We start from the raw sequence: 23,361 nt of genomic DNA on the forward strand, positions 1-23,361 counted from the left end.
CACTCACTCACTGAACGGTCCTAGGAGCGTATCGTGACTGACGCACGACAGTGCTTCCGGGCATCGCAGTTCCGCTTGTGGTCCGCAGGCAACAAGCGGAGCGGCGCAGTGAGATGACAGCCATCATAGAAGCTTGGCGGCGCGCTTCAACGCGGCCGCCGTGGGTTGTGCACCGGTACGGCGGGGGGCCAGTTATCCGGCCGGGCGCCCTTCAATTGCCCGGCGAACACGCCTATATTCCGGCGTTTCCACGAGAGGTGAGAATGCTCCGACCTGTCCGCTTTGCTGCCGTATCCGCTCTGTGCACGTTGGCCTTCATGGGGAATCTTTCCGCAGCCGCGGCCCAGGACCGCCGCGTGCCGTCCTCGCAGGCCGAGCTGCAATTGTCCTATGCGCCGATCGTGCAGCGGGTGCAGCCGGCGGTGGTCAATGTCTACGCCGCCAAGACCGTGCAAAACCGCAATCCATTCCTGGACGACCCGATTTTTCGCCGCTTCTTCGGCGTGCCGGGACAGCAGCCCGAGCAGATGCAGCGCTCGCTCGGCTCCGGCGTGATGGTCGACGGCTCCGGCCTCGTAGTCACAAACAATCACGTGATCGAGGGCGCCGATCAGGTGAAGGTCTCGCTCGCCGACAAGCGCGAATACGAGGCCGAGATCGTGCTGAAGGACAGCCGTACCGACCTCGCGGTGCTGCGCCTGAAGGACACCAACAAGGAGAAGTTCGCGACCCTCGACTTCGCCAATTCCGACCAACTGCAGGTCGGTGACGTCGTGCTCGCGATCGGCAATCCGTTCGGCGTCGGCCAGACCGTGACGCACGGCATCATCTCGGCCCTGGCGCGCACTCAAGTCGGGATCACGGATTATCAATTCTTCATTCAGACCGACGCCGCGATCAATCCCGGCAATTCCGGCGGCGCGCTGGTCGACATGACCGGCCGGCTCGCCGGCATCAACACTGCGATCTTCTCGCGCTCCGGCGGCTCGCAGGGCATCGGCTTTGCGATCCCCGCCAACATGGTGCGCGTCGTGGTGGCCTCCGCCAAGAGCGGCGGCAAGAATGTGAAGCGGCCATGGCTCGGCGCGCGGCTGCAGGCGGTGACGCCGGAGATTGCCGAGACGCTCGGGCTGAAGCTGCCGTCTGGCGCGCTGGTCGCCAACGTCGCGCCGAACAGCCCGGCGGCGAAGGCGGGCCTGAAGCTCTCCGACCTGATCGTCGGGATCGACGGCACGCCGATCGACGATCCCAACGCGTTCGACTACCGCTTCGCGACCCGTCCGCTCGGCGGCAACGCGGAGATCGAGGTGCAGCGCGCCGGCAAGCCGGTGAAGCTCACCATACCGCTGGAGACCGCGCCCGACACCAACCGCGACGAGATCGTGCTGACCGCGCGCTCGCCGTTCCAGGGCGCGAGGGTCGCCAACATCTCGCCGGCGCTGGCCGACGAACTGCATCTCGACGCCGGTGCCGAGGGCGTGGTGGTGACTGATCTCGCCGGTGACGGCACCGCGGCCAATGTCGGCTTCCAGAAGGGCGACATCATCCTCGCGGTCAACAACGAGAAGATCGTGCGGACCAGCGACCTCGAGAAGGCATCGAAGACGGGGACGCGGGTCTGGCGCATCACGCTGGTGCGCGGCGGCCAGCAGATCAACGTGACGCTCGGCGGATGAGCCCCAAGCAACCGCGAGAGGCCGGCAACCTCTTTGCTGCGGCGGGGATGGAGCAGGACGCGCCGCACCCGCTGCCGGACCGGCTGCGTCCGCGCACGCTGGCCGATGTCGTCGGCCAGGATCACATCCTCGGCCCTGACGGCGCGCTGACGCGGATGCTGGAGACGCGCACGTTGGGCTCGCTGGTGTTCTGGGGACCGCCCGGCACCGGCAAGACCACGGTGGCGCGGCTTCTGGCCGACGCCACCGAGCTGCATTTCGAGCAGATCTCCGCGGTGTTCTCCGGCGTCGCCGATCTCAAGAAGGCGTTCGATGCCGCGCGTGCCCGCCGCGAGACCGGCAAGGGCACGCTGCTGTTCGTCGACGAGGTGCATCGTTTCAATCGCGCGCAGCAGGATTCCTTCCTGCCCGTGATGGAGGACGGCACGGTGGTGCTGGTCGGCGCCACCACGGAGAACCCGTCCTTCGAGCTCAACGCGGCGCTTCTGTCGCGCGCCCGCGTGCTGGTGTTTCACTCGCTCGATACGGCGGCGATCGAGAAACTGTTCGCCAATGCCGAGAAGATCGAGGGCAAGCCGCTGCCGCTCGATGCCGAAGCCCGCGCCGTGCTGGTGCGGATGGCCGATGGCGATGGCCGCGCCTCGCTGACATTGGCCGAAGAGGTCTGGCGCGCCGCCCGCAAGGGCGAGGTGTTCAACGCCGAGCAGTTGCAGGCCATCCTGCAGCGCCGCGCGCCGATCTACGACAAATCGGCCGACGGCCATTACAATCTGATCTCGGCGCTGCACAAGTCGGTGCGCGGCTCCGATCCGGATGCGGCGCTGTATTATCTCGCGCGCATGTTCGATGCCGGCGAGGATCCGCTGTTCCTGGCGCGGCGCGTGGTGCGCATGGCGGTCGAGGACATCGGCCTTGCCGATCCGCAGGCGCTGGCGGTGTGCAATGCCGCCAAGGATGCTTACGATTTCCTCGGCTCGCCGGAGGGTGAGCTCGCGATCGCGCAGGCCGTGGTCTATCTCGCCACCGCACCGAAATCGAACGCGGTGTACACTGCGTTCGGCGCGGCGATGCAGACCGCGAAGCAGGGCGGCTCGCTGCTGCCGCCGAAGCACATTTTGAATTCGCCGACCAAGCTGATGAAGTCGGAGGGCTACGGCTCCGGCTATCAATATGATCACGACATGCCGGACGCATTCTCCGGCCAGGACTATTTCCCGGAAGCGCTGGGCCGCCAGACCTTCTACGATCCGCCCGACCGCGGCTTCGAACGCGAGATCCGCAAGCGGCTGGATTACTGGCAGCGGCTGCGCAAGGAACGGGGCGGGAGCTAGGGCAAGACGAGATTGGGCCGCGGCCGCGAATAACGCGCGTTCCCGTTTCCACCTGCGGCGTGGAAGCGTCGGTTGCGGAGGCTCGCCAATGCCATATGCAACACCTTCGGGCGAGGAATACCTACGCAACTTCGGAATATTAGAAATATATTCCTGATTTGCCCGACGTGTCAAGTTGCTTGGTGCCACGCCGATCGCCGCCGGCTCCTTTGCATGGGGTTGTTCTCGATATTTTGCCAGCGCCCGCTGCAACGGCCCATAACCTCATATTGCGCTGGCGCGTCACTTGACGCTCTTCACGAACTCCAAAATCTCGTCCGTCAGCCGCGTGTCCGGCGTGTTGATCGCATAGACCTCCGACATGTGGCTGTGCTGCGGCAGCATGAAGCTGCGGGCGCAGCCGCTCGGCCGCTTGCAACTGGCCTGCTTCATGAGCTCGAACTGCTCGACGAAGCGCGGCGGATCGAGTTCGGCCGCGGTGATCAGGAACGGGATCGGGCTCGCGACCAGCCCTTGCAGCGAGGAGCGTTCGGCATAGCGCGAGGGGTCGGAGCCGTAATAGGCGAGCTCGGCGTCACCGGCCGGCGAGGCCGTCAGATCATAGATGCCCGACACCATGATCGCGCCGGCGAGCCCGCCGCCCTTCACCTTGTGGAATTCGCCATGGGAGACATAGCTCGCGACATGGATCGCGCCGGCCGATTGGCCCATCAGGAAGATGCGCCTGGGCTCGCCGCCGCGGGAGGCGATGTTTTCCGCAACCCACTGCACGATCGCACCGATGTCCTCCGGGCCTGCCGGCCACGGAAAGGCCGGCGCCAGGCGATAGGTGGCATTGACGCCGACGAAGCCGTTCTTGACCGCCCACAGCATGATGTTGTCGTAGAACGGGCTGCCGGGCGCGCGCTTGTTGCCCGCGACGAAGCCCCCGCCATGGATGTAGATCAGCACGGGTTGTGCCGGTGCCGCCATCTCCGGCGTGAACACGTCGAGCAGATGCCGGTCGGCGGGGCCGTATTTGAGGTCGCGCTCGACCTTGACGCCCTGATAGGGCTCCTTCTGTTGCAGCGGCGCGTAGAGTGCAGCGGTCTTGGGCGGGTCGATGACGCGGCCGAGTTCCAGGAGCTTCCAGGCCAGATCTTCCGGCATCGCGGCTTCGGGCATCGGGCTTTGCTGGGCGAGCGCAGGGTCCGTGAGCATCAGGGCCGCCGCCAAGGCCGATATCGCCAGTCTCATTCCAGGGCCCCCGTCGATTGCCGTATGCGGCCGAACATGGCCGATGTTGCACCGGATTCACACCGATTTCGCCGTGACGATTCGCGGCATTTGCGCTAGGCACAATGCAGGTCTGGAGCCGAAAAATCACCATGAGCCGCCGCATCAAGAGAACTACATCGCCAGGCGACCGCGCCAAAGGGCGCGACAAGGGCCGCGACCGGGACCGCGCCGGCGATCGCGGCAAGAGCGGATCGGCGCCGCGCGGCCGCAAGCCGGACGATCGCAAGTTCGGTGAGCGCAAGTCCGGTGAGCGTCCGTTCGCGCACCGTGCGGCCGGAAAGCCGCCGCGCCCTGCCGAGTCGCGTCGCGACCGGCAGGAGCGGGCCGAGCCGGCCGCTACGAAGCCCGCGGCCGAGCAGCCATTGCCGACCAAGGTGCAGACCGTCGTCGTCACCGCCGACGAGAATGGCATGCGCGTCGACCGTTTCCTCGAGGCACGCTTTCCCGGCCTGTCGTTCTCCCACATCCAGCGCATCGTCCGGAAGGGCGAACTCAGGGTCAACGGCAAGCGCGCCGATTCCAAGGACCGGCTGGAGGAGGGCCAGAGCGTGCGGATTCCGCCGCTGCGGCTCGATACGCCGAAGACGGCCGGCACGCTCTCCGAGGCCGAGGCGAAGACGCTGCAGGCGTTGAAGGACATGACGCTGTACGAGGACGACGACGTGCTGGTGCTGAACAAGCCGGCCGGTCTCGCCGTGCAGGGCGGCTCCGGCATGACGCGCCATGTCGACCAGATGCTCGAGGTGATGCGCGACGCCAAGGGGCAGAAGCCGCGGCTGGTGCATCGGCTCGACCGGGAGACCTCCGGCTGCCTTCTGGTCGCCAAGACGCGTTTCGCCGCCACGCATCTCACCGGCGCCTTCCGCCATCGCTCCGCGCGCAAGATCTACTGGGCGCTGGTCGCCGGCGTGCCGAAGCCGAAGCAGGGCCGCATCTCGACCTATCTCGCCAAGGAGGAGAGCGAGGAGGACAGCATCATGCGGATCGCGGAGCATGGTGACGAGGGCGCGAGCCACGCCGTGACCTATTATGCCGTGGTCGAGACCTCGGCGACCAAGCTCGCCTGGGTCTCGCTCAAGCCGGTGACCGGCCGCACCCATCAATTGCGCGCCCACATGGCGCATATCGATCACGCGATCGTCGGTGATCCCAAATATTTCAACAAGGAGAACTGGCAGCTGCCCGGTGGCCTGCAGAACCGGTTGCATCTGCTTGCCCGCCGCATCGTGATTCCGCACCCGAGGGGCGGCGTGATCGATGCCACCGCGCCGCTGCCGCCGCACATGCTGCAATCCTGGAATCTGCTCGGGCTCGAGGCCGACCGCTTCGACCCGATCGAGAACGCGCCCGAGGAGTGACGGTCGGGCGCCGATATCCGGCGCGGACAGCAACAACGATCAAACGGCTCCGCGCTCTGCGGCTATCTTCGCGCGCCGGCTTTTGCCGGCCTGCAACGGAGACTCTCCATGATCGGCACCTGGCTGCGCGTCACGCTTTTCCTGATCGGCTCGGCTGTCGCCGCGGTGACGGCACAGGCCGAGACCATCGTGCTTCGCGGCGGCACGCTCTACGCGTCGGCCGATGCGCAAGCGCTGCCGAATGCGGTGGTCGTGATGACCGACGGCGTCATCAGCGCTGTCGGCAAGTCCGGCGACATCCAGACGCCGCCGGATGCCCGCGTGATCGATTGCAGCGGCAAGACCATCGTCGCCGGCTTCTGGAACAGCCATGTCCATTTCACGCAGAAAGTCTGGCGCAACGCCGGCGCAGCGCCGGCCGCGGCGCTGACGCAGCACATGCAGGAGATGCTGACGCGCTGGGGTTTTACCACGGTCTGGGATCTCGGCTCCGATCCGAGCGACACGTTGCCGCTGCGCAAGCGCATCGTCGCGGGCGAAGTCGCCGGCCCCAACATCCTGCTCGCCGGCAACATCTTCCCGAAGGGTGGGCACCCCGTCTACATCCCGCGCGAAGTGCAGCTTCCTGAAGTCGCAACGCCGGAGGAGGCCACGACATGGGCGCGCGACTGGCTCGGCATGGGTGAGGACGGCATCAAGCTGTTCACCGGCGCGTTCATGGGGGACAAGCCCGTCGTCAACATGGACCCTGCAATCGCCAAAGCGGCTGTCGACGTCGCGCATGCGCAGGGCAGGCCGGTGTTCGCGCATCCGCAGAACAAGATCGGTGTCGAGACGGTGATCGAGGCCGGCGTCGACGTGCTCGCGCACACCACGCCCGGCGAACCCAGCTACACCGCGGATCAGCTGGCGCGGTTCAAGGCACAGGGCACTGCGCTCGTTCCCACACTGTCGCTGTTCACCACCGTGGTGCTCGATCCCAACGTCACCAACCGTCTGGTGGCCTCGACCGTCAACCAGCTCAAACAGTTTTCGGAGAATGGCGGCACGGTGCTGTTCGGTACCGATGTCGGTTTCACCACGCTGTACGACACCACGCAGGAATTTCAGCTGATGCACCGCGTGTTGTCGGAGCGGCAGGTGCTGGCCTCGCTGATGACCAATCCGGCGCGGTTCTTCAAGGCCGCGAAGAAGGGACGGGTGGAGCAGGGCTTCGACGCCGATCTCGTGGTGCTCGACGGCGATCCGCTCGGCGACGTCGGCAATCTTGCGAAAGTGAGCAGCACCATCCGTGCCGGTCACGTGATCTACCAGAAACCGTGACGAGGGCGGGGAACTCGCATCTCGGGGACAGTATTGACGCTTGGTGCGTTCACTTGAACCGTTGCTGCCGCGTCACGACATACAGGCTATGAAGCGATCCTTGATTGTTGCCGGCATTCTGCTCTGGGCCATGGGCGCTGCGAGCGCGCAAATCCTTGCGCCCGGCCGCTCGACGTGGGATCCGCCGGTCCCTCAGCCTCCGCCTCCGCCGCGGATCGAGGTGCCGGCGATCCCCAGGATGGACGCGCCGACGCAGCCGAGCCTGCGCTCGCGGCCGCGCAGCTCGTTCGGCGACCGCGTCAGCCGGTGCCTCGACGAGGCCGCCGCCGCCGGCCTGAACCAGGCCGAGCGTGCCGCCTATTCGCGATCCTGCGCCAACCACCGGGATTAGGGCAGGGCGTGGTCTGCTAGACAAGCCTTGCTGACGCATGGACGGAATTGTCGTCGCGCCGGTGCGAGTTCGAACAGGCAAGCGGTATCGGCCGGCGGAGGCGCGGCGATCCGGTTCAGGGCTTTCGAATTTGCGAATCTGTCTGGCTATCCAAACGGACCGCTTTGATTTCGTCTCATGATCTTGAGCGTGAGCAGGGCCGCCCCGAGCACAAGAAACAGGACACCGACGACAGTTGTGCTTGTCGATTCGAATGTCACACCGACTGCTGTCAGCAAGCAGCCTACAACGATAGCAATAAGCCCACCAAGCTTCTTTACCAACAGAAGCTGTCCGTCGCTTGCGCGCGCCACCATGATCAACCTCACTCTGTAAGTGATGCGGTCATTCCACCGTCGCCGCGGGCCGGTGTTGCTTGGACAAGCGGCGGGCTCACATCCGCACACGATGATCGTACTCTCGCGTGCCAATCATGGAAATCGCTCGTTGCTGCCATGATGACTTCTCTTTTGATTCAATTGCGCCGCGGGCGATTGGACAATCTTGCTTACCTAGCCGCGCCGAAACGTCGCATGACTGTATCGAATGTGCATCGCGCAACGGCGCTGCGATTCCGCGATACGCAATGCGTTCAGCGCATTTGTCGTAAAGTGTTCTGGACCAACACAAGCATTGCAAAGGCTGCGGGAGCGGATCGTTGACTCCGTGGATTTTTGGGCGCCTACTTCTGGTTGCCGACTAGAAGACCTGAAGCAATAAGGTCGAAATCCGGAAGGACAGCCAATGCGGCCGCCTTCGATCGCGGAACAAGCGGAGCGGCCCTACATCTCGACCGGGCACTTGCCCGAACCCGAGATGGTGCAGGAGCTCGTGTCTCAAGCGTATCAGCGCTTCAAGTCGAACAGCGAAGGGGCCAATTCGCAGGTTTATCCGGCCCTGGCCAGGGTGCCGAGTGAACTGTTCGGCGTCTGCGTGGCCGGTACCAGCGGACGTGTCTACGGCGCGGGCGATATCGAATACGAATTCTCGATCATGAGTGTATCGAAGCCATTCGTATTCGCATTGGTGTGCGAGGCCATTGGCCCTGAAGAGGCTCGTGCAAAACTGGGCGCGAACGCGACCGGGCTGCCGTTCAATTCACTGGCGGCGATCGAGCATGGAGCCGGGCGCACCAACCCCATGGTGAACGCAGGCGCGATCGCGACCACAAGCCTCGTGCCGGGCTCGAGCGCTGACGAGCAATGGCGGTTCATCCATGACGGTCTCTCGCGCTTCGCGGGCCGCAAGCTTTCGCTCAACGAGGAAGTCTACGCATCGGCATCCAAGACCAATTTTCGCAATCGAAGCATCGCGCGGCTGCTGGAGAGTTACGACCGGATCTACTGCGACGCCAGGCAGGCGACCGATCTCTACACCCGGCAGTGTTCGCTGAATGTGAGCGCCAGGGATCTGGCCGTGATGGGTGCAACGCTGGCCGATGGTGGCGTGAATCCGGTGACCCGGCAGCGGGTGGTCGATGCGGCCGTGTGCCACTATGCATTGGCCGTCATGGTCACGGCCGGACTGTATGAGACGTCGGGCGACTGGCTGTACGACATCGGTCTGCCCGGCAAAAGCGGCATCGGTGGCGGCATCGTCGCGGTGTCTCCGGGAAAAGGTGGATTCGGCACTTTCGGGCCGCCACTGGATGCGGCCGGCAACAGCGTGCGAGGGCAGCTCGCCGCGAAGTTCCTGTCGCAAAGACTGGGCATGGATCTGTTCGTGTCCCAACCGGACGAGTGAAACAAGATGCTGTGAGGATCGGTGGAGCTGTCGCTCGATCGATCGCAACACCAGGCAGGTTGGAGGACGCGATGGCAACGCAAGCGATCTCGATCTGCGACGTTCGACAGGAAGAGCGCGCATCATGGGTGCCCATGATCGCGATTGCGGTCGGTCAGATGATCATGTCGTTCAACGTCGCGTCGTTGCCGGTTGCGATGGGGGGAATGGTGGCCAGCTTCGGCGTACCGCCGACCACGGTCGCGACCGGAATCGTGGCTTACTCGATGCTTGTGGCCGGGTTCGTGATGCTTGGCGCGAAGCTCGCCCAAAGGTTCGGGGCGGTGCAGGTATTTCGCGGTGCCGTCGTGCTTTTCCTGATAGCGCAGATCGCGATGACGTTCAGCCCCACGGCCTCCGTCATGATTTCCGCTCAGGCGCTTTGCGGCGCTGCGGGCGCGGTGATCGTGCCCTCGCTCGTCGCGCTGATTGCCGAGAATTATGCCGGACGCCAGCAGGCAACCGCCCTTGGTGCGCTGGGCTCGGCAAGGGCTGCCGCCGGCGTGCTGGCATTTGTCGTCGGTGGGTTGCTCGGCACCTATATCGGCTGGCGCCCGGCGTTTGCAATTCTCATCGTCGCCTCGGCGATCGCTTTCGCTCTGAGTTTCCGCCTGCGGCCGGACCGCGGTCGCGCGGATGTCCAGATTGATCTGATCGGCGTCGCTCTGGCAGCGAGCGCAATCATTTTCATCAGCTTCGGATTCAATAATCTGAACGGTTGGGGGGTGATCCTTGCGACCCCCAACGCGCCGTTTGACTTGCTGGGCGTCTCGCCGGCGCCGATCCTGATCGTGCTCGGCATCGTGCTCGGGCAGGCATTCCTGATGTGGACGCATCGCCAGCAGGCCGCGGGGAGGACGCCTTTGCTGGCGTTGGAGGTGATCGATTCACCGGAGGAGAGGAGCGCCGTCTACGCGCTATTCGCGGTCGTGGCGCTCGAGGCCGCGCTGAACTTCACGGTGCCGCTATACATCCAGATCGTGCAGGGACGTTCACCAATCGCGACGGCGATCGCGATGATGCCCTTCAATCTGACCGTTTTCCTCTCGGCGATGCTGATCGTCAATCTCTACGACAAGCTGACGCCTCGCCAGATCGGACGCTTCGGCTTTGGCCTCTGCACCGTCGCGTTGCTGTGGCTCGCGTTCGTCGTGCGCAACGACTGGAGCGAGATTCCCGTTCTGCTCGGACTGGTGCTGTTCGGCATCGGCCAGGGCTCGCTGGTGACATTGCTGTTCAACGTTCTGGTCACGGCCTCACCCAAGGCATTGGCCGGGGACGTCGGGTCCTTGCGCGGAACCACACAGAATCTGGCGGCCGCAGTCGGCACCGCGGTCGCCGGAGCTCTTCTGGTCGGTCTTTTGAGCACGATCGCGCTCGGCAGGATTGCGGCCAGTCCGGTGCTGACCAAGGAGCTTCAGAGCCAGGTTGATCTCGGCAACATCACTTTCGTCAGCAATGACCGGCTGCGCAGCGTGCTCGAAGGCACGAGCGGTACGCCGCAGCAGGTCGAGGAAGCCGTCCGGGTCAACACCGAAGCGCGCCTGCGCGCTTTGAAGATCGGGTTGCTGATCATGGCCGGCCTCGCCTTGCTTGCGGTCATTCCGGCGGGGCGGTTGCCGAATTACCGGCCGGACGAAATACCGGACGACGGAGCGACCGGCGAGCGCGAGCGATCGACCTGATCGGGATGCTGGCCGCCGCCGGGCAAGAAGGTCTCTGCAATAACGAGGTGCCAGATATGGATGAACTCGATCGTCGCATCGTGCTCAGGAGAATGCTCGGCGGCGTCGCAGCCGTTGGTCTCGGAACCGGCTTGCTGACGCAGGCGGCCAAGGCGCTGCCAGTCGCTACCGAAGGTGCCCTCGTCGCGAAGACGGATGATCCCGTGCGGCCGCTGCATATGGTCGTCGCCCGACCATCACCGCGCCCGCGTCCTCCGCCACCGCGCCGCCGCTGGCATCGCCGGCGCCGCTGGACCTGTTGGTGGCACAGAGGTCGCCGCCGCTGTGGATGGCGCTGGTGACGGCAGGCACAAGCTTCGGCAGCTCGAGTGGCCCGGTTGCGCGCGACCGTGCCATGGCGGCTTGGGATCAAGGAGGACGACATGGCTACCTATGAGAACAGCTCCACGATGCTCCGCGGCCTGCCTGGCCCGCCCTTATGGGTCTGCGTTCTGCTGGGCCTCGTCATGATCGCCGCGGGCCTTCTGGTCCTTGGAGATGTCGTGCTTTTCACCGTAATCAGCGCCATCTTTATCGGCTGGACGGCCATCGTTGCCGGCGGGTTCGAAATCCTGCACGCCTTCTGGACCAAGGGCTGGGGTGGATTCGTGTGGCAGCTTGTGCTGGGGGTGCTCTACCTTGCCTGCGGAATCGTTCTCCTCAGCCAACCAGTGGCGAGCGCGCTGCTCCTGACCTATGCCCTCGGTCTCATGCTTTTAGTCTCCGGGATTGTGCGCATGCTGGTCGGTATCGGCCATTGGCAGCAGTCCGGCTGGATCATGCTGGCATCCGGGCTGTTTGGCGTTCTGGCCGGCCTCGTCATTCTGACGGGATTTCCGGCAACCGGGCTGTGGGTGCTCGGGCTGCTGCTGGGGATCGATCTGCTGTCTCATGGCATCGGATGGCTGAGTTACGCTTTACAGCCTGCCGCCAGAGCGGCTCAATAAGCCGTCGATCCTCCAGGGAGCAGCAGAACTCTCATTAATCGTCTGAAATTAGGTCGGCTCCTCGCGAGATCAATGACGGTCTCGCGCGATGCGCCATCGGCGGAGAGTGGACATGTCAGGTTTGAGGAAGGGCGTGAGCGTTTCGGCGCTGGTTGCGTCGATCGTGATGAGCCTCGTCGCCTTGCTGCCCGCGCAAGCTCAGCAGGATGGCGACGTGCTGTTTCAGAACGTGCGAATTTTCGATGGCAGGAATGGCGCGCTGTCCGGGCCGTCCAATGTGCTGATCCGGAAGAACAAGATCGAGAAAATTTCGACTGGGCCGATAGCGACCGACGCTCAGGTGATTGCCGGTGACGGACGGGTGCTGATGCCGGGGCTGATCGACGCGCACTGGCATGCAATGCTGGTACGCCCGACGCCGGCGGCCGTGATGGCCAGCGACATCGGTTACACCAATCTTCTTGCCGCCGCCGAGGCAACGGCCACCCTCATGCGCGGCTTCACCACCATTCGCGACATGGGCGGGCCGGCCTTCTCCCTCAAGCGGGCGATCGACGAAGGTCTCGTCGCCGGTCCCCGCATCTACCCATCCGGTGCCATGATCACCATCACCGGCGGCCATGGCGACTTCCGGCCGCTGTCCGATCTGCCCAGAACGATCGGCGGCATGCTCAGCCGCATGGAGAGGATAGGCGGCGCCATGGTCGCGGACAGCCCGGATGAAGTTCGCGTGCGCGCGCGCGAGCAGCTCATGCAGGGGGCTTCGCAGGTCAAGCTCACGGCGGGCGGTGGGGTGGCGTCGCCGTTCAGCCCGCTCGATGTGTCCACGTTCACTGAACCGGAGTTGCGCGCCGCGGTCGAGGCTGCGGAGAACTGGGGTACTTATGCCGTCGTACACGCCTACACGCCGGTCGCGATCCAGCGATCGATCGCAGCGGGGGTCAAGTGTATCGAGCATGGTCATTTGATGGACGACGCGTCGGCCCGCCTGATGGCCGAGAAGGGAATTTGGCTGAGCACCCAGCCCTTCCTCGATATGTCGGGCGCCAGCGCCCTTGGACCTGCGGAGCAGGACAAGATGCGGCAGGTTGTTGCCGGCACCGACAGGGTCTACGGCTTTGCGAAGAAGTACAAGTTGAAGACGGCATTCGGTACCGACGTCTTGTTCTCGAAGGCGCTTGCTGACCGGCAAGGAGCCATGCTGACGACCCTCACGCGATGGTACACGCCGGCTGAAGCGCTCATCATGGCTACATCGACGAATGCCGAATTGCTCAGTCTGTCCGGGCTTCGAAACCCATATCCAGGCAAGCTGGGCGTGGTGGAGGAAGGTGCGCTCGCCGACCTTCTGCTGGTCGACGGCAATCCAATCGACAACATCAAGCTGATAGAGGATCCGGCGAAGAACTTCCTGGTCATCATGAAAGATGGGAAGGTCTACAAGAATCTTCTCGGTGGTGACCGGAACAGGTAGGCGGACATGGTCACAAGGCGGACCAAGCGGCAGCATCAAAGCATCGGCTCGTAGCCGATATGGCTGCCGACGTGCCCGGTGGAGCAGCGATCGCCGGAAGGGCAAGGGCAGTCTACTACCGCCGAAACTGCGTCAGAAACGTCCGCAAGGAATCGTGCGGGCTCTCGACATCCGAAATCACCCAGCCGTCGGGACCGTTGACGACGATGAAGTTGAGCGTGACGGCGCGGCCTTCATTGTCGAATGTCACCGTCACGTCGGCCTTGTCGAACTGCCGGCGCGGGATTGCGATCGAGATCGGGCCGAGCCGCCAGGTCGGGCTCTGCACCAGAAAATCGTAGGGCGCATCGTGCAGCGCGGTCCAGGCACCGCGCAGGGTGGGATCGAAGAATCGGCGAGCGGTTTCCTCGTCGCGCGGCAGGCCGTTGGAATATTCGGCGCTGCCTCGCCCATAATGGGCGTAGACGTTGCGGATCAGGGATTCCGGCGAACGGAACCCGGCACAGGCTGTGGCGGCAGCGAAAACCACCGCAACCAGCGAAAAACCCGCAAGGAATTTGCCGCGTCCCATCAGCTTTATTTGCCGTTGCCCCTGACATATCTTGCAGGGAAATCCCTTTGAACGAAAGCTACCCGGCGCGATGCGCGAACTTTTCGACGATGTCCCAGAACAATCTCCGTTCGATCCGCAGGAGGCGGTGCGGCGCCACATTCGCACGCCCCAGCGCAAGCGGTTTTACACCAGCGCCGGCGTCGCGGAGGCCGACGGCGGATTTTCGATCACCCTCGACGGCAAGCCGATCCGCACGCCGTCCGGCAAGCCGATCGCGGTGCCGACGCGGGCCATTGCGGACGCGGTGGCGGCGGAATGGAATGCGCAGGGCGAGACCATCGATCCCATGACCATGCCGCTGACGCGGCTTGCCAACAGCGTGATCGAGGGGGTGATCGATCGCGTCGACGAGGTCGCCGACGATGCGGCCAAGTTCCTCGGCAGCGACCTATTGTTCTATCGCGCCGGCCATCCAGAGACGCTGGTGGCGCGCGAGGCCCAGCACTGGGATCCGATCCTGTTCTGGGCCGCTGACGCGCTCGGCGCCCATTTCGTGATGGCCGAGGGGGTGATGCATGTCGGCCAGCCTGAGCCTGCGATCAAGGCGGCGCGGGCGGCGTTCCCGACCGACCCATGGTCGGTTGCCGCGCTCCATGTGGTGACGACGCTGACCGGCTCGGCGCTGCTGGCGCTGGCGCTCGCCCATGGCGTCCGCGACGAGGACCAGGTCTGGGCCGCCGCCCATGTCGACGAGGACTGGAACATCGAGAAATGGGGCGTCGACGAGGAGGTCGCCGTCCGCCGCGCCGCCCGCCAGCTCGATTTCAAGGCCGCCGCCGGCGTGCTCAGGGAGCTCAAGCCGGCTGCCGGTTAACGAGGGGTTTACGGCGCCGGGCTAGCCTGCGGCACGTTCCTCGCACCTGGCCGAGACCTCCGACATGGCACTCGCCATCAATCCCGTGCTGCCGGTGCTCGCCTCGAAGGAGGCGGACAGCGTTGCGCCGGACCTCACGCTCGAGGCCGGCAGCGTCGTCAATGCGCAGGTGCTGAAGGTGCTGTCCGCCGATCTGGTGCGGATCGCCATCGCGAGCCTGTCGATCGACGTCCAGACCGAAGTGCCGCTGCAGCAGGGCCAGAACCTGCAGCTCGCGGTTTCGCAGACCAATGACGGCATCCGCCTGCAGCTGGTCGGGCCGGGCCCGGACACCGGCGATGCCGTACGGCTGTCGCCGGCAGCGGCCAATGCCACCGATGCCGCCCAGCCGGTCGCCACGGCACCGAAGGCTGTATTGACGCCGCTGGAGCGTGTCACCATCACCGCGACGGCCCAGACCGCGGCTGCGGCGCAGGGCAGCCAGGCGCCGCTGTTTGCCAATCTCGCCGCGGTCACCTCGGCCAATCTGCCGCCGAAGCTGCAGGCCGCGATCGCGCAGGTGCTGGCGCAGCAGACCGGGCTCGACGATAACTTGAGCGGCGATGCGGTCAAGACCGGCTTGCAGAAATCCGGCCTGCTGTTCGAGGCGACGCTCGCCGCGGGCGTTGCGCCCGCGAGCGGCAGCGCACCTGATCTGAAGGCCGCGCTGATCGTGCTGCGCCAGGCGCTGACCTCGCTTGGCACCGCTGATGCCGGCAGGCCCGCGTCCGCCACACCGCTCCAGCAACCGGCGCTAGCCAGCGCCGCCACGGCGCCGAGCCTCGTGCCGTCAGGCACGCAAGACCTCGACGTTCGGGAGATCCTGCTGCCGCAGGCCCGCCTGCCGGTCGCCGAGGATGTCAGCCGCGGCACCGCAGGGCTCGCCGGAGCACTCGCGGATGCACTCGATGCCGGCCCGTCCTCCGGCGGCGCGCTCAATCTCATTCAGGAAGCGCTGCACGAACTCGGCAACTCCGCACGGCAGGGCGCTGTGCCGAGGGAGCTGCTGCCGGGCGAGGTGCCCGTACGCGGCAACACACCGCCGCCGCCGTTTCACGGCGCGCTGCCGTCGGCGCAGGCCGTCGCCGAGCCGTCGATCGCCCCAAACACGCCGCTCGCGACCGCCGCGCATCGTCTGCTGGAAAACACCGACGCCGCGCTGGCGCGGCAGACGCTGCTGCAGGTCGCCTCGCTGCCGGACCGCGGCGACGCTACGCGGCCGCGGCTCGACGCCATGCTGCCGCGCTGGAATTTCGAGATCCCGTTCCTGACCCAGCAGGGCACGGCGATGGCGCAGTTCGAGATTTCCCGCGACGGCGGCGGCCATGAGGTCGAAGCCGCCAAGCGGGTGTGGCGCGCGCGCTTCACGCTCGATGTCGAGCCCGCCGGGCCGGTGCACGCGCTGGTCTCGCTGAACGGCGAGCGCACCTCGGTGCGGATGTGGGCCGAGCGTCCCTCGACCGCCGCGCAGCTGCGCGCCGGCGCGTCCGAGCTGAGCCAGGCGCTGACCAGGGCCGAGCTTACGCCCGGCGATATCGAGATCCGCGACGGCACCCCGCCGCAACCCGCACCCGCCCGCGCCGGCCATTTCCTGGACCGCGCATCGTGAGCGAGGCCAACAACCAGCTCGCGGTCGCGCTGCATTACGACCACGCCGGTGCGCCGCGCGTGGTGGCAAAAGGCAAGGGCGCAATCGGCGCCAAGATCATCGAGGTCGCCAAGGCCAACGACATCCCGATCGAGGAGAACGAGGTCTTGGCCGGCGCGCTCTCCAATGTCGAACTCGGCGACGAGATTCCGGCCGAGCTTTACAAGGCCGTCGCCGAGGTGCTGGTGTTCGTGCTGCGGATGTCGGGCCCGGCGCGCTAGCGATCGCGTTTTCGAGCGAAGCGGGCACCGGTTCGCGTGAAGAAAACGCGACAAACAAGTGAGTCTTCTTGCCATCCTTTCACCACGATGGCATCCACCATCGTCGTCAATGCGAACCTGCCTAGGACTTGTCGTGATCCATCGCCGCCATGCGCTCGGTCTGCTTGCTGCCGCTACGATCCTGCCGTCGCGCAGCTTCGCCAACGTGTCCTACCAGCGCAGCGAGTTTCGCGAGGAGCTGCAAAAGCGGTTCTTCGAGCTCGGCACCGAGGGCACCTTCGTCGGCTACAAGGTCGAGGACTATCTGATCATCGCCAGCGACAAGGTCCGCTCGGGCGAGGGCAAATTGCCGGCCTCGACCTTCAAGATCCCGAACGCGCTGATCGCGCTCGAGACGGGGGTGGTGCAGGACCCCGACAAGGACGTCTTCAAGTGGGACGGCACAACGCGCAGCATCGAGGCCTGGAACAAGGATCACACGCTGCGCTCCGCGCTCGCGGTGTCGGCGTTTCCGGTGTTCCAGGAGATCGCCCGCCGCATCGGCGAGGAGCGGATGAAGAAACATCTCGAGATCATCGACTACGGCAATCGCGACATCGGCGGCGGCATCGACCAGTTCTGGGTGACCGGCAATTTGCGGATCGATCCGGTGCAGCAGATCGATTTCCTCGACCGGCTGCGCCGCGGCGTGCTGCCGGTCGACAAGCGCAGCCAGCAGCTGGTGTGCGACATTCTCCCGGTGACGAAAGTCGGCGACGCCGTCATTCGCGCCAAGACCGGCCTCACCGACAAGGAGCACGGCTCGCTCGGCTGGCTGGTCGGCTGGGCCGAGAAGGGCACCGACATCACGGTGTTCGCGATGAACATGGACTGCAAAACGCAGGCGCAGACCGATGCGCGGATGAGCGTCACGCAGCAATGCCTCACCGATATCGTCGCGCTGTGATGACCTGATCTGCGTGTTCATCGCTGGCTGGCGCTACGTAGCTCGACTAGCATCCTCCGATAAAATCAAGCGGAGGAATCATGCATTCAGCAACAGTCTGGCTCTCGTCGCTCACGCTGGCCGCGGCCGGCGGCTGGCTCGCGGCGACGGTGTTCTCGGCGCCGGCCACCAGCAAGGAGCCGCGCTTCCCGCAGCTCACGATGGAGCAGCTCAGCGACCTGCAAAAACCGCTCGGCGAGCAGATCATGAAGGTGTCGAGCGTCGGCATCGGCGGTCCCTACAATCCGATGATCCGGAGCCCGGTGCTCGGCCAGCGGCTCTACGATCTGTTCTACTATCTGCGCTGGCAGACCTCGGTGCCGACACGGCTGAACGAGTTCGCGATCCTGATCATCGGCCGGCAGTGGCGCTCGCAGGTCGAGTGGTTCGCGCACGCGCCGCTCGCCGCCAAGGCCGGCTTGCCGCCCGACGTGATCGCGGAGCTCAAGGCCGGCAACCGGCCGTCGAAGATGGCCGACGACGAGGCGGTCGTGTACGACTTCGTCACCGAACTGACCACGACCAAGAAGGTCTCCGACGAGACCTATGCGCGCGCCAGGAAGATTTTCAACGATCAGCAGATCGTCGACCTCACCGCGGTCGCCGGCAATTACGTGATGGTGGCGATGATCCTGGCGATGGCGGAGGAGACCGTGCCGCCGGGCAAGGAGGAGCCGTTCAAGGTTGGTGAGAAGTAGGGGCGGCGCGGACTCCGTTCACCTCGCCCCGCGTGCGGGGAGAGGTCGGAACGCATCGCAGATGCGTTCCGGGTGAGGGGACTCTCCTCAGGCACAGCTATCACCGTGCAAGAGGAAGCAGCCCCTCACCCCAACCCTCTCCCCGTAAGAACGGGGAGAGGGAGTAGGGCGCCGTCGCTATTGGCGCCCGATCGCCCGCTGCAAGGTCGGCATCAGCTTCGGGTCGCGGCATTGCGCGACGTTGAAGCGCATGAAGGCGGCGGCCGTCTGCGAGGCGCTGAACACGTTGCCGGGCGCCAGCACGACATTGTCCGCGAGCGCCAGCCGCGCTACGTCGGCGGAGTCGCACCCGTCGGGCAGATGGCACCACAGATAGAAGCCGCCGCGCGGCATCAGCCAGGGTGTGACGCCGATGCGCTGCAGTTTGTCGCCGACGTCGCGGCGGGCGCGGGCAAGGCGCCGGCGCAGCTCCTCGACATGCTTGCGATAGAAACCGCTCGACAGCACGCTGGCGATGATCTCGGTGGCGACCGCGCTCGGGCCGCCGAAACCGGTCGCGACCTGGAGATCGACGAGATCCTCGATCCAGTCCGCCCGCGCGGCGATGAAGCCGCAGCGCACCGATGCCGACAGCGTCTTGGAGAAGCTGCCGATCCGGATCACGCGGCTCAGGCCATCGAGCGCGGCGAGCCGCGCCGAAGGCTCCGGCTCGAAGTCCGCAAAGATGTCGTCCTCGACGATGGTGAGATCATGGGCTGTAGCGGCATTCAGCACGCGGTGCGCGGTCTGCGGCGACAGCGTCGCACCGGTCGGATTATGCAGCGCCGAGTTGGTGACATAGAGCCGCGGCCGCTCGGCGGCCAGTGTCGCCTCGAAGCTCGCGACATCGGGCCCCGAAGCCGTATAGGGCACGCTGACGATGCGAACCTGATGCGCGCGCAGTAGGGCGCGAAAATTGAAGTAGCAGGGATCGTCGACCAGCACGGTGTCGCCCGGCCGCAGCAGGAAGCGGCAGACGAGATCAATCGCCTGCGTGCCGGACGCGGTCAGCAAGAGTTGCTCGGGCGGCACCTCGAGGCCCTCGTCGGCAAACCGCGCCATCAGGATCCGACGCAGCGTGAGCGAGCCGCGCGTCGCGCCGTAGTCGGAGAGCACGGCGTCGTCGGCCCGCGCCAGGCCGCGCAGCGCGCGCCGCAGCGCCTCGGTCGGCATCCACTCGGCGGGCAGCCAGCCGCAGCCGGGTTTGAGCGCGCCGGTCTCGGCATCGAGCGATTGCCGCGACACCCAGAACGGATCGACCGCGCGGTCGCGCTGCGGCTGGTCCTTTGCGAGCGCGAGCGGCGGCAGCGCCGCGGACGAGACATAGAAGCCGGAGCCGGGCCGGGCCCGGATCAGGCCCTCGGCCACCAGCCGGTCATAGGCCTCGACGACGGTGGAGGGCGAGACGCCGATGGTCGCGGCCAGGCCGCGGATCGAGGGCAGGCGGTCGTCGGCGACCAGCGCGCGGCTCGCCACCCTGGCGCGGATCGCGTTCATCACCTCGGTGGTCCGCATCGCCTTTGGCACATCGGATTGCTGTTGCAAGTGTATGCCTACCTTTGCCCATACAGTTTTACGATATTGTACCGATCTGTAGCTGCCTTGGCGAGCCTCCGCCGGCTATGGTCGGTGCGAGGTCGGACTCGGCTTCACCTCGCCCCGCCTGCGGGGAGAGGTCGGAACGCATCGCCAGATGCGTTCCGGGTGAGGGGGAGTCTCCACGAGTTCGGCCGTTACCGAGTATGCGGAGCCGCCCCTCACCCCAACCCTCTAAGAGCGAGCTTCGCTCGTCTCGGCCCCGCAAGAGCGGGGCGAGGGGGCGCAGTTACGTTTTGGGAAGCAAAGTACGATGGACAAGGCTTCGATCGACGGCTGGGGCAGCGGCCTGCTCGGCGTGATTATCTTCAGCGGCTCGCTGCCGGCGACCCGCGTGGCCGTGGCAGGGTTCTCGCCGCTGTTCTTGACTTCGGCGCGGGCGGCGATCGCGGCGCTGCTCGGCGCCGCGCTGCTGGCGGTGCTGCGCCAGCCCTGGCCGCAGCGCAAGGATCTGGTGTCGCTGACCATCGTCGCACTCGGCGTCGTGATCGGCTTTCCGCTGCTCACCGCGCTCGCGCTCCAGCACATCACCTCGGCGCATTCGATCGTGTTCATCGGCCTGCTGCCGCTGTCGACCGCCGTGTTCGGCGTGCTGCGCGGCGGCGAGCGGCCGCAGCCGCTGTTCTGGCTGTTCTCCTGCATCGGCAGCGCGACGGTCGGCGCGTTCGCCTTGTCGAGCGGCGGATCGGCGTCGCTGACCGGGGACCTCCTGATGGTCGCCGCCATCATCGTCTGCGGCCTCGGCTATGCCGAGGGGGCTGCGCTGTCGCGGCGGCTCGGCGGCTGGCAGGTGATCTCCTGGGCGCTGGTGCTCTCAGTGCCGGTGGTGCTCGTGATGACGATCATGACACTGCCGCCGAGCTGGCAGGGCATCGGTGCGCCGGCCTGGCTCGGGCTCGCTTATGTCTCGATCTTCAGCATGCTGGTCGGCTTCGTGTTCTGGTATCGCGGCCTTGCGATCGGCGGCATCGCCAGCGTCGGCCAATTGCAGCTGCTGCAGCCGTTCTTCGGCCTCGCGCTGGCCGGCCTGTTGCTGCACGAGCAGGTGCCGTGGTCGATGATCGTGGCGACCCTGCTGGTCGTGGTCTGCGTGGTGTTCGCGCGCCGGTACGCGTAAGTATCACAACGCAAATTCACAGCCGGTTGAACCGAACTGGTTGCACCTCTCCCGCTTGCGGGGGAGGTGGACGCGCGTAGCGCGGCGGGCCGTGCGGGACGTCAGGAAGCGGGCGCTAGGCGGGCTCCTGCGCTTTCCCGATCCGCCCGAGATGGGTGAAGCCAAAGCCTTTCGAATACTTCAGCCCGTAGCCGAGCGCGCGGTCGATCCCGATATGGGCGAGCCAGATCATCGCGATCGACAGCACCAGCGGCGCCGCGGCGGCAAAGCCCAGCGTCATCAGCGCGACCGGCGCCAGATAGCTGTGGGCGGCGTTGTAGACGATGGCGCCGACCCGCGGGCCGGCGAGATAGGCCGCGAAACTCAAATCCGGCACCAGGAACAGCAGGACATAGACCAGCCACGAGCCCTCCCATTGGGCATAGAGCACGGTCATGCCGAGGAACAGCACGAGGCCCTCCAGCCGGAGCAGGGTGCGCACCCCGCCGGTCGGTGCGCCGGTCTCGACCGTGGCCGTGCTCGTGTCGGTCATCGCCATCTCCCCAGATATCGGAAAATCCTACCGTTTTTGCGCCCGAACCCGTCCACAACCGCCTTTCCGGTTCCGAAATGGCCGTGCTAAGCCATTTCCGAACGAAGCGGACCTCGGCTCGCGCCGGGACGCGGACTGTAGCTAACACGGGCGGAAACAAATGAAAGATATCCTCGATACCCTCGAAGAGCGGCGCGCCGGCGCCAAGCTGGGCGGCGGCGAAAAGCGCATCGAGGCGCAGCACGCCCGCGGCAAGCTGACCGCCCGCGAGCGGATCGAGCTCCTGCTGGACAAGGGCTCGTTCGAGGAGTTCGACATGTTCGTCGAGCACCGCTCGATCGAATTCGGCATGGAGAAGACCAGGATCCCCGGCGACGGTGTCGTCACCGGTTGGGGCACGGTCAACGGCCGCAAGACGTTCGTCTTTGCCAAGGATTTTACGGTGTTCGGCGGCTCGCTTTCCGAAACCCACGCGCTGAAGATCACGAAACTGCAGGACATGGCGATGAAGGCGAGGGCGCCGATCATCGGCCTCTATGACGCCGGCGGCGCGCGTATCCAGGAGGGCGTCGCGGCGCTGGCGGGCTATTCCTATGTGTTCCGCCGCAACGTGCAGGCCTCGGGCGTGATCCCGCAGATCTCCGTCATCATGGGCCCCTGCGCCGGCGGCGACGTCTATTCGCCCGCGATGACCGACTTCATCTTCATGGTGAAGAACACCAGCTACATGTTCGTCACCGGCCCCGACGTGGTGAAGACCGTCACCAACGAGGTGGTGACCGCCGAGGAACTCGGCGGCGCCTCGGTGCATGCCACGCGCTCCTCGATCGCCGACGGCGCGTTCGAGAACGACGTCGACGCGCTGCTGCAGATGCGCCGCCTGATCGACTTCCTGCCCTCGAACAACAGCGACGGCGTGCCGGAATGGCCGAGCTTCGACGATATCGGGCGGGTCGACATGTCGCTGGACACGCTGATCCCCGACAATCCGAACAAGCCCTACGACATGAAGGAATTGATCCTCAAGGTCGTCGACGAGGGCGACTTCTTCGAGATCTCGGAGACCTTTGCGAAAAACATCGTCACCGGCTTCGGCCGCATCGCCGGCCGCACCGTCGGCTTCGTCGCCAACCAACCGATGGTGCTGGCGGGCGTGCTTGACAGCGACGCCTCACGCAAGGCCGCGCGCTTCGTTCGGTTCTGCGATGCTTTCAACATCCCGATCGTCACCTTCGTCGACGTGCCGGGCTTCCTGCCGGGCACCGCGCAGGAATATGGCGGCCTGATCAAGCACGGCGCCAAGCTCTTGTTCGCCTATTCGCAGTGCACGGTGCCGCTCGTCACCATCATCACCCGCAAGGCCTATGGCGGCGCCTTCGACGTCATGGCGTCGAAGGAAATCGGCGCCGACATGAACTACGCCTGGCCGACCGCCCAGATCGCCGTGATGGGCGCCAAGGGCGCGGTGGAGATCATCTTCCGCTCTGACATCGGCGACCCCGACAAGATCGCCGCCCGCACCAAGGAATACGAAGACCGCTTCCTGTCCCCCTTCATCGCCGCCGAACGCGGCTACATCGACGACGTCATCATGCCGCATTCGACCCGCCGCCGCATCGCGCGGGCGCTGGCGATGCTGAAGGACAAGAAGGTGGAGATCCCCGCGAAGAAGCACGACAATCTGCCGTTGTGAGGAGAGCGTAGGGTGGGTTAGCGCAAGCGTAACCCACGACCTT

Annotated in this window: 21 protein-coding genes; 16 read left to right on the forward strand and 5 right to left on the reverse strand. The window is 65.6% G+C overall.

Annotated elements, in window-relative coordinates; translation table 11 throughout:
- The first annotated feature begins 317 nt into the window (after positions 1-317).
- Complete coding sequence (locus J6525_RS21465) at positions 318-1,676, forward strand: DegQ family serine endoprotease (protein ID WP_092090135.1); 1,359 nt, start codon at positions 318-320, stop codon at positions 1,674-1,676.
- Positions 1,673-3,007, forward strand: a complete 1,335-nt coding sequence (locus tag J6525_RS21470; protein WP_141343263.1) for a replication-associated recombination protein A — start codon at positions 1,673-1,675, stop codon at positions 3,005-3,007. The genes J6525_RS21465 and J6525_RS21470 overlap by 4 nt, the downstream gene beginning before the upstream one ends.
- Positions 3,008-3,289: 282 nt before the next feature.
- On the opposite strand, the gene J6525_RS21475 is transcribed toward J6525_RS21470, so the two are convergent.
- A complete protein-coding gene (locus J6525_RS21475; protein ID WP_225646171.1) occupies positions 3,290-4,207 on the reverse strand; it encodes an alpha/beta hydrolase in 918 nt (305 codons plus the stop codon).
- A gap of 167 nt (positions 4,208-4,374) precedes the next feature.
- Between J6525_RS21475 and J6525_RS21480 the strand changes: the two genes are divergently transcribed.
- The 5 genes from J6525_RS21480 (at position 4,375) to J6525_RS21500 (ending at position 10,863) form a co-directional block, all read left to right on the forward strand.
- Positions 4,375-5,643 carry an RluA family pseudouridine synthase gene (locus tag J6525_RS21480; RefSeq protein WP_225646172.1) on the forward strand — a complete coding sequence of 423 codons (1,269 nt, stop codon included), beginning with the start codon at positions 4,375-4,377 and terminating at the stop codon, positions 5,641-5,643.
- Positions 5,644-5,751: 108 nt separating this feature from the next.
- A complete protein-coding gene (locus tag J6525_RS21485; protein WP_225646173.1) occupies positions 5,752-6,966 on the forward strand; it encodes an amidohydrolase family protein in 1,215 nt (404 codons plus the stop codon).
- An 88-nt stretch (positions 6,967-7,054) separates the two neighbouring features.
- Entirely contained in the window at positions 7,055-7,357 is a 303-nt protein-coding gene (locus tag J6525_RS21490) for a hypothetical protein (protein ID WP_057015495.1), read from the forward strand.
- Positions 7,358-8,140: 783 nt separating this feature from the next.
- On the forward strand, positions 8,141-9,139 hold the full coding sequence (gene glsA / locus J6525_RS21495) for a glutaminase A (protein ID WP_225646174.1): 999 nt from the start codon (positions 8,141-8,143) through the stop codon (positions 9,137-9,139).
- A 71-nt stretch (positions 9,140-9,210) separates the two neighbouring features.
- Positions 9,211-10,863 carry an MFS transporter gene (locus J6525_RS21500; protein ID WP_225646175.1) on the forward strand — a complete coding sequence of 551 codons (1,653 nt, stop codon included), beginning with the start codon at positions 9,211-9,213 and terminating at the stop codon, positions 10,861-10,863.
- Here J6525_RS21500 and J6525_RS21505 read toward each other — a convergent pair.
- A complete protein-coding gene (locus J6525_RS21505; protein WP_225646176.1) occupies positions 10,803-11,081 on the reverse strand; it encodes a hypothetical protein in 279 nt (92 codons plus the stop codon). The genes J6525_RS21500 and J6525_RS21505 overlap by 61 nt on opposite strands.
- Before the next feature lie 204 nt (positions 11,082-11,285).
- On the opposite strand from J6525_RS21505, the gene J6525_RS21510 reads away from it, so the two are divergent.
- On the forward strand, positions 11,286-11,849 hold the full coding sequence (locus tag J6525_RS21510; RefSeq protein WP_092090157.1) for an HdeD family acid-resistance protein: 564 nt from the start codon (positions 11,286-11,288) through the stop codon (positions 11,847-11,849).
- 166 nt (positions 11,850-12,015) lie between these two features.
- Positions 12,016-13,323, forward strand: a complete 1,308-nt coding sequence (locus J6525_RS21515) for a metal-dependent hydrolase family protein (protein WP_376708541.1) — start codon at positions 12,016-12,018, stop codon at positions 13,321-13,323.
- A 115-nt stretch (positions 13,324-13,438) separates the two neighbouring features.
- On the opposite strand, the gene J6525_RS21520 is transcribed toward J6525_RS21515, so the two are convergent.
- Positions 13,439-13,894 carry a hypothetical protein gene (locus J6525_RS21520; protein ID WP_225646178.1) on the reverse strand — a complete coding sequence of 152 codons (456 nt, stop codon included), beginning with the start codon at positions 13,892-13,894 and terminating at the stop codon, positions 13,439-13,441.
- Positions 13,895-13,964: 70 nt separating this feature from the next.
- Between J6525_RS21520 and J6525_RS21525 the strand changes: the two genes are divergently transcribed.
- From J6525_RS21525 to J6525_RS21545, 5 genes are all read left to right on the forward strand, one after another.
- Positions 13,965-14,750: an ATP12 family chaperone protein gene (locus J6525_RS21525; RefSeq protein WP_092090145.1), complete on the forward strand. Its 786-nt coding sequence runs from the start codon at positions 13,965-13,967 to the stop codon at positions 14,748-14,750.
- A 64-nt stretch (positions 14,751-14,814) separates the two neighbouring features.
- Positions 14,815-16,398: a flagellar hook-length control protein FliK gene (gene fliK, locus J6525_RS21530; RefSeq protein WP_225646179.1), complete on the forward strand. Its 1,584-nt coding sequence runs from the start codon at positions 14,815-14,817 to the stop codon at positions 16,396-16,398.
- Positions 16,395-16,658: an EscU/YscU/HrcU family type III secretion system export apparatus switch protein gene (locus tag J6525_RS21535; protein WP_225646180.1), complete on the forward strand. Its 264-nt coding sequence runs from the start codon at positions 16,395-16,397 to the stop codon at positions 16,656-16,658. Before fliK ends, J6525_RS21535 begins: the two co-directional genes overlap by 4 nt.
- Before the next feature lie 133 nt (positions 16,659-16,791).
- Complete coding sequence (blaOXA, locus tag J6525_RS21540; protein ID WP_225646181.1) at positions 16,792-17,604, forward strand: class D beta-lactamase; 813 nt, start codon at positions 16,792-16,794, stop codon at positions 17,602-17,604.
- 80 nt (positions 17,605-17,684) lie between these two features.
- The gene (locus J6525_RS21545; RefSeq protein ID WP_225646182.1) at positions 17,685-18,341 is read left to right on the forward strand and encodes a carboxymuconolactone decarboxylase family protein; all 657 of its coding nucleotides are present in this window, start codon (positions 17,685-17,687) and stop codon (positions 18,339-18,341) included.
- Positions 18,342-18,518: 177 nt separating this feature from the next.
- On the opposite strand, the gene J6525_RS21550 is transcribed toward J6525_RS21545, so the two are convergent.
- A complete protein-coding gene (locus tag J6525_RS21550) occupies positions 18,519-19,877 on the reverse strand; it encodes an aminotransferase-like domain-containing protein (protein WP_225646217.1) in 1,359 nt (452 codons plus the stop codon).
- A 352-nt stretch (positions 19,878-20,229) separates the two neighbouring features.
- On the opposite strand from J6525_RS21550, the gene J6525_RS21555 reads away from it, so the two are divergent.
- Positions 20,230-21,093, forward strand: a complete 864-nt coding sequence (locus J6525_RS21555; RefSeq protein ID WP_225646183.1) for a DMT family transporter — start codon at positions 20,230-20,232, stop codon at positions 21,091-21,093.
- Between the two features lie 115 nt (positions 21,094-21,208).
- Here J6525_RS21555 and J6525_RS21560 read toward each other — a convergent pair whose 3' ends face one another.
- A complete protein-coding gene (locus J6525_RS21560; protein ID WP_028335494.1) occupies positions 21,209-21,625 on the reverse strand; it encodes a DUF4260 domain-containing protein in 417 nt (138 codons plus the stop codon).
- 160 nt (positions 21,626-21,785) lie between these two features.
- Here J6525_RS21560 and J6525_RS21565 point away from each other — a divergent pair, with 160 nt between their 5' ends.
- On the forward strand, positions 21,786-23,318 hold the full coding sequence (locus J6525_RS21565; protein ID WP_076831336.1) for an acyl-CoA carboxylase subunit beta: 1,533 nt from the start codon (positions 21,786-21,788) through the stop codon (positions 23,316-23,318).
- Positions 23,319-23,361: the final 43 nt, after the last annotated feature.

Source organism: Bradyrhizobium australafricanum, assembly GCF_020329495.1.
In the GTDB taxonomy this organism is placed as follows: domain Bacteria; phylum Pseudomonadota; class Alphaproteobacteria; order Rhizobiales; family Xanthobacteraceae; genus Bradyrhizobium; species Bradyrhizobium australafricanum.

Bases quoted from the DNA above. Each gene is read 5' to 3' on its own strand.
- J6525_RS21465 (WP_092090135.1), top strand. From the start codon at position 318: ATGGGGAATCTTTCCGCAGCCGCGGCCCAGGACCGCCGCGTGCCGTCC.
- J6525_RS21470 (WP_141343263.1), top strand. From the start codon at position 1,673: ATGAGCCCCAAGCAACCGCGAGAGGCCGGCAACCTCTTTGCTGCGGCG.
- J6525_RS21475 (WP_225646171.1), bottom strand. From the start codon at position 4,207: ATGCTCACGGACCCTGCGCTCGCCCAGCAAAGCCCGATGCCCGAAGCC.
- J6525_RS21480 (WP_225646172.1), top strand. From the start codon at position 4,375: ATGAGCCGCCGCATCAAGAGAACTACATCGCCAGGCGACCGCGCCAAA.
- J6525_RS21485 (WP_225646173.1), top strand. From the start codon at position 5,752: ATGATCGGCACCTGGCTGCGCGTCACGCTTTTCCTGATCGGCTCGGCT.
- J6525_RS21490 (WP_057015495.1), top strand. From the start codon at position 7,055: ATGAAGCGATCCTTGATTGTTGCCGGCATTCTGCTCTGGGCCATGGGC.
- glsA (WP_225646174.1), top strand. From the start codon at position 8,141: ATGCGGCCGCCTTCGATCGCGGAACAAGCGGAGCGGCCCTACATCTCG.
- J6525_RS21500 (WP_225646175.1), top strand. From the start codon at position 9,211: ATGGCAACGCAAGCGATCTCGATCTGCGACGTTCGACAGGAAGAGCGC.
- J6525_RS21505 (WP_225646176.1), bottom strand. From the start codon at position 11,081: ATGCAGCGGCCGCACGGGATCATCCGTCTTCGCGACGAGGGCACCTTC.
- J6525_RS21510 (WP_092090157.1), top strand. From the start codon at position 11,286: ATGGCTACCTATGAGAACAGCTCCACGATGCTCCGCGGCCTGCCTGGC.
- J6525_RS21515 (WP_376708541.1), top strand. From the start codon at position 12,016: ATGAGCCTCGTCGCCTTGCTGCCCGCGCAAGCTCAGCAGGATGGCGAC.
- J6525_RS21520 (WP_225646178.1), bottom strand. From the start codon at position 13,894: ATGGGACGCGGCAAATTCCTTGCGGGTTTTTCGCTGGTTGCGGTGGTT.
- J6525_RS21525 (WP_092090145.1), top strand. From the start codon at position 13,965: ATGCGCGAACTTTTCGACGATGTCCCAGAACAATCTCCGTTCGATCCG.
- fliK (WP_225646179.1), top strand. From the start codon at position 14,815: ATGGCACTCGCCATCAATCCCGTGCTGCCGGTGCTCGCCTCGAAGGAG.
- J6525_RS21545 (WP_225646182.1), top strand. From the start codon at position 17,685: ATGCATTCAGCAACAGTCTGGCTCTCGTCGCTCACGCTGGCCGCGGCC.
- J6525_RS21550 (WP_225646217.1), bottom strand. From the start codon at position 19,877: ATGAACGCGATCCGCGCCAGGGTGGCGAGCCGCGCGCTGGTCGCCGAC.
- J6525_RS21555 (WP_225646183.1), top strand. From the start codon at position 20,230: ATGGACAAGGCTTCGATCGACGGCTGGGGCAGCGGCCTGCTCGGCGTG.
- J6525_RS21560 (WP_028335494.1), bottom strand. From the start codon at position 21,625: ATGACCGACACGAGCACGGCCACGGTCGAGACCGGCGCACCGACCGGC.
- J6525_RS21565 (WP_076831336.1), top strand. From the start codon at position 21,786: ATGAAAGATATCCTCGATACCCTCGAAGAGCGGCGCGCCGGCGCCAAG.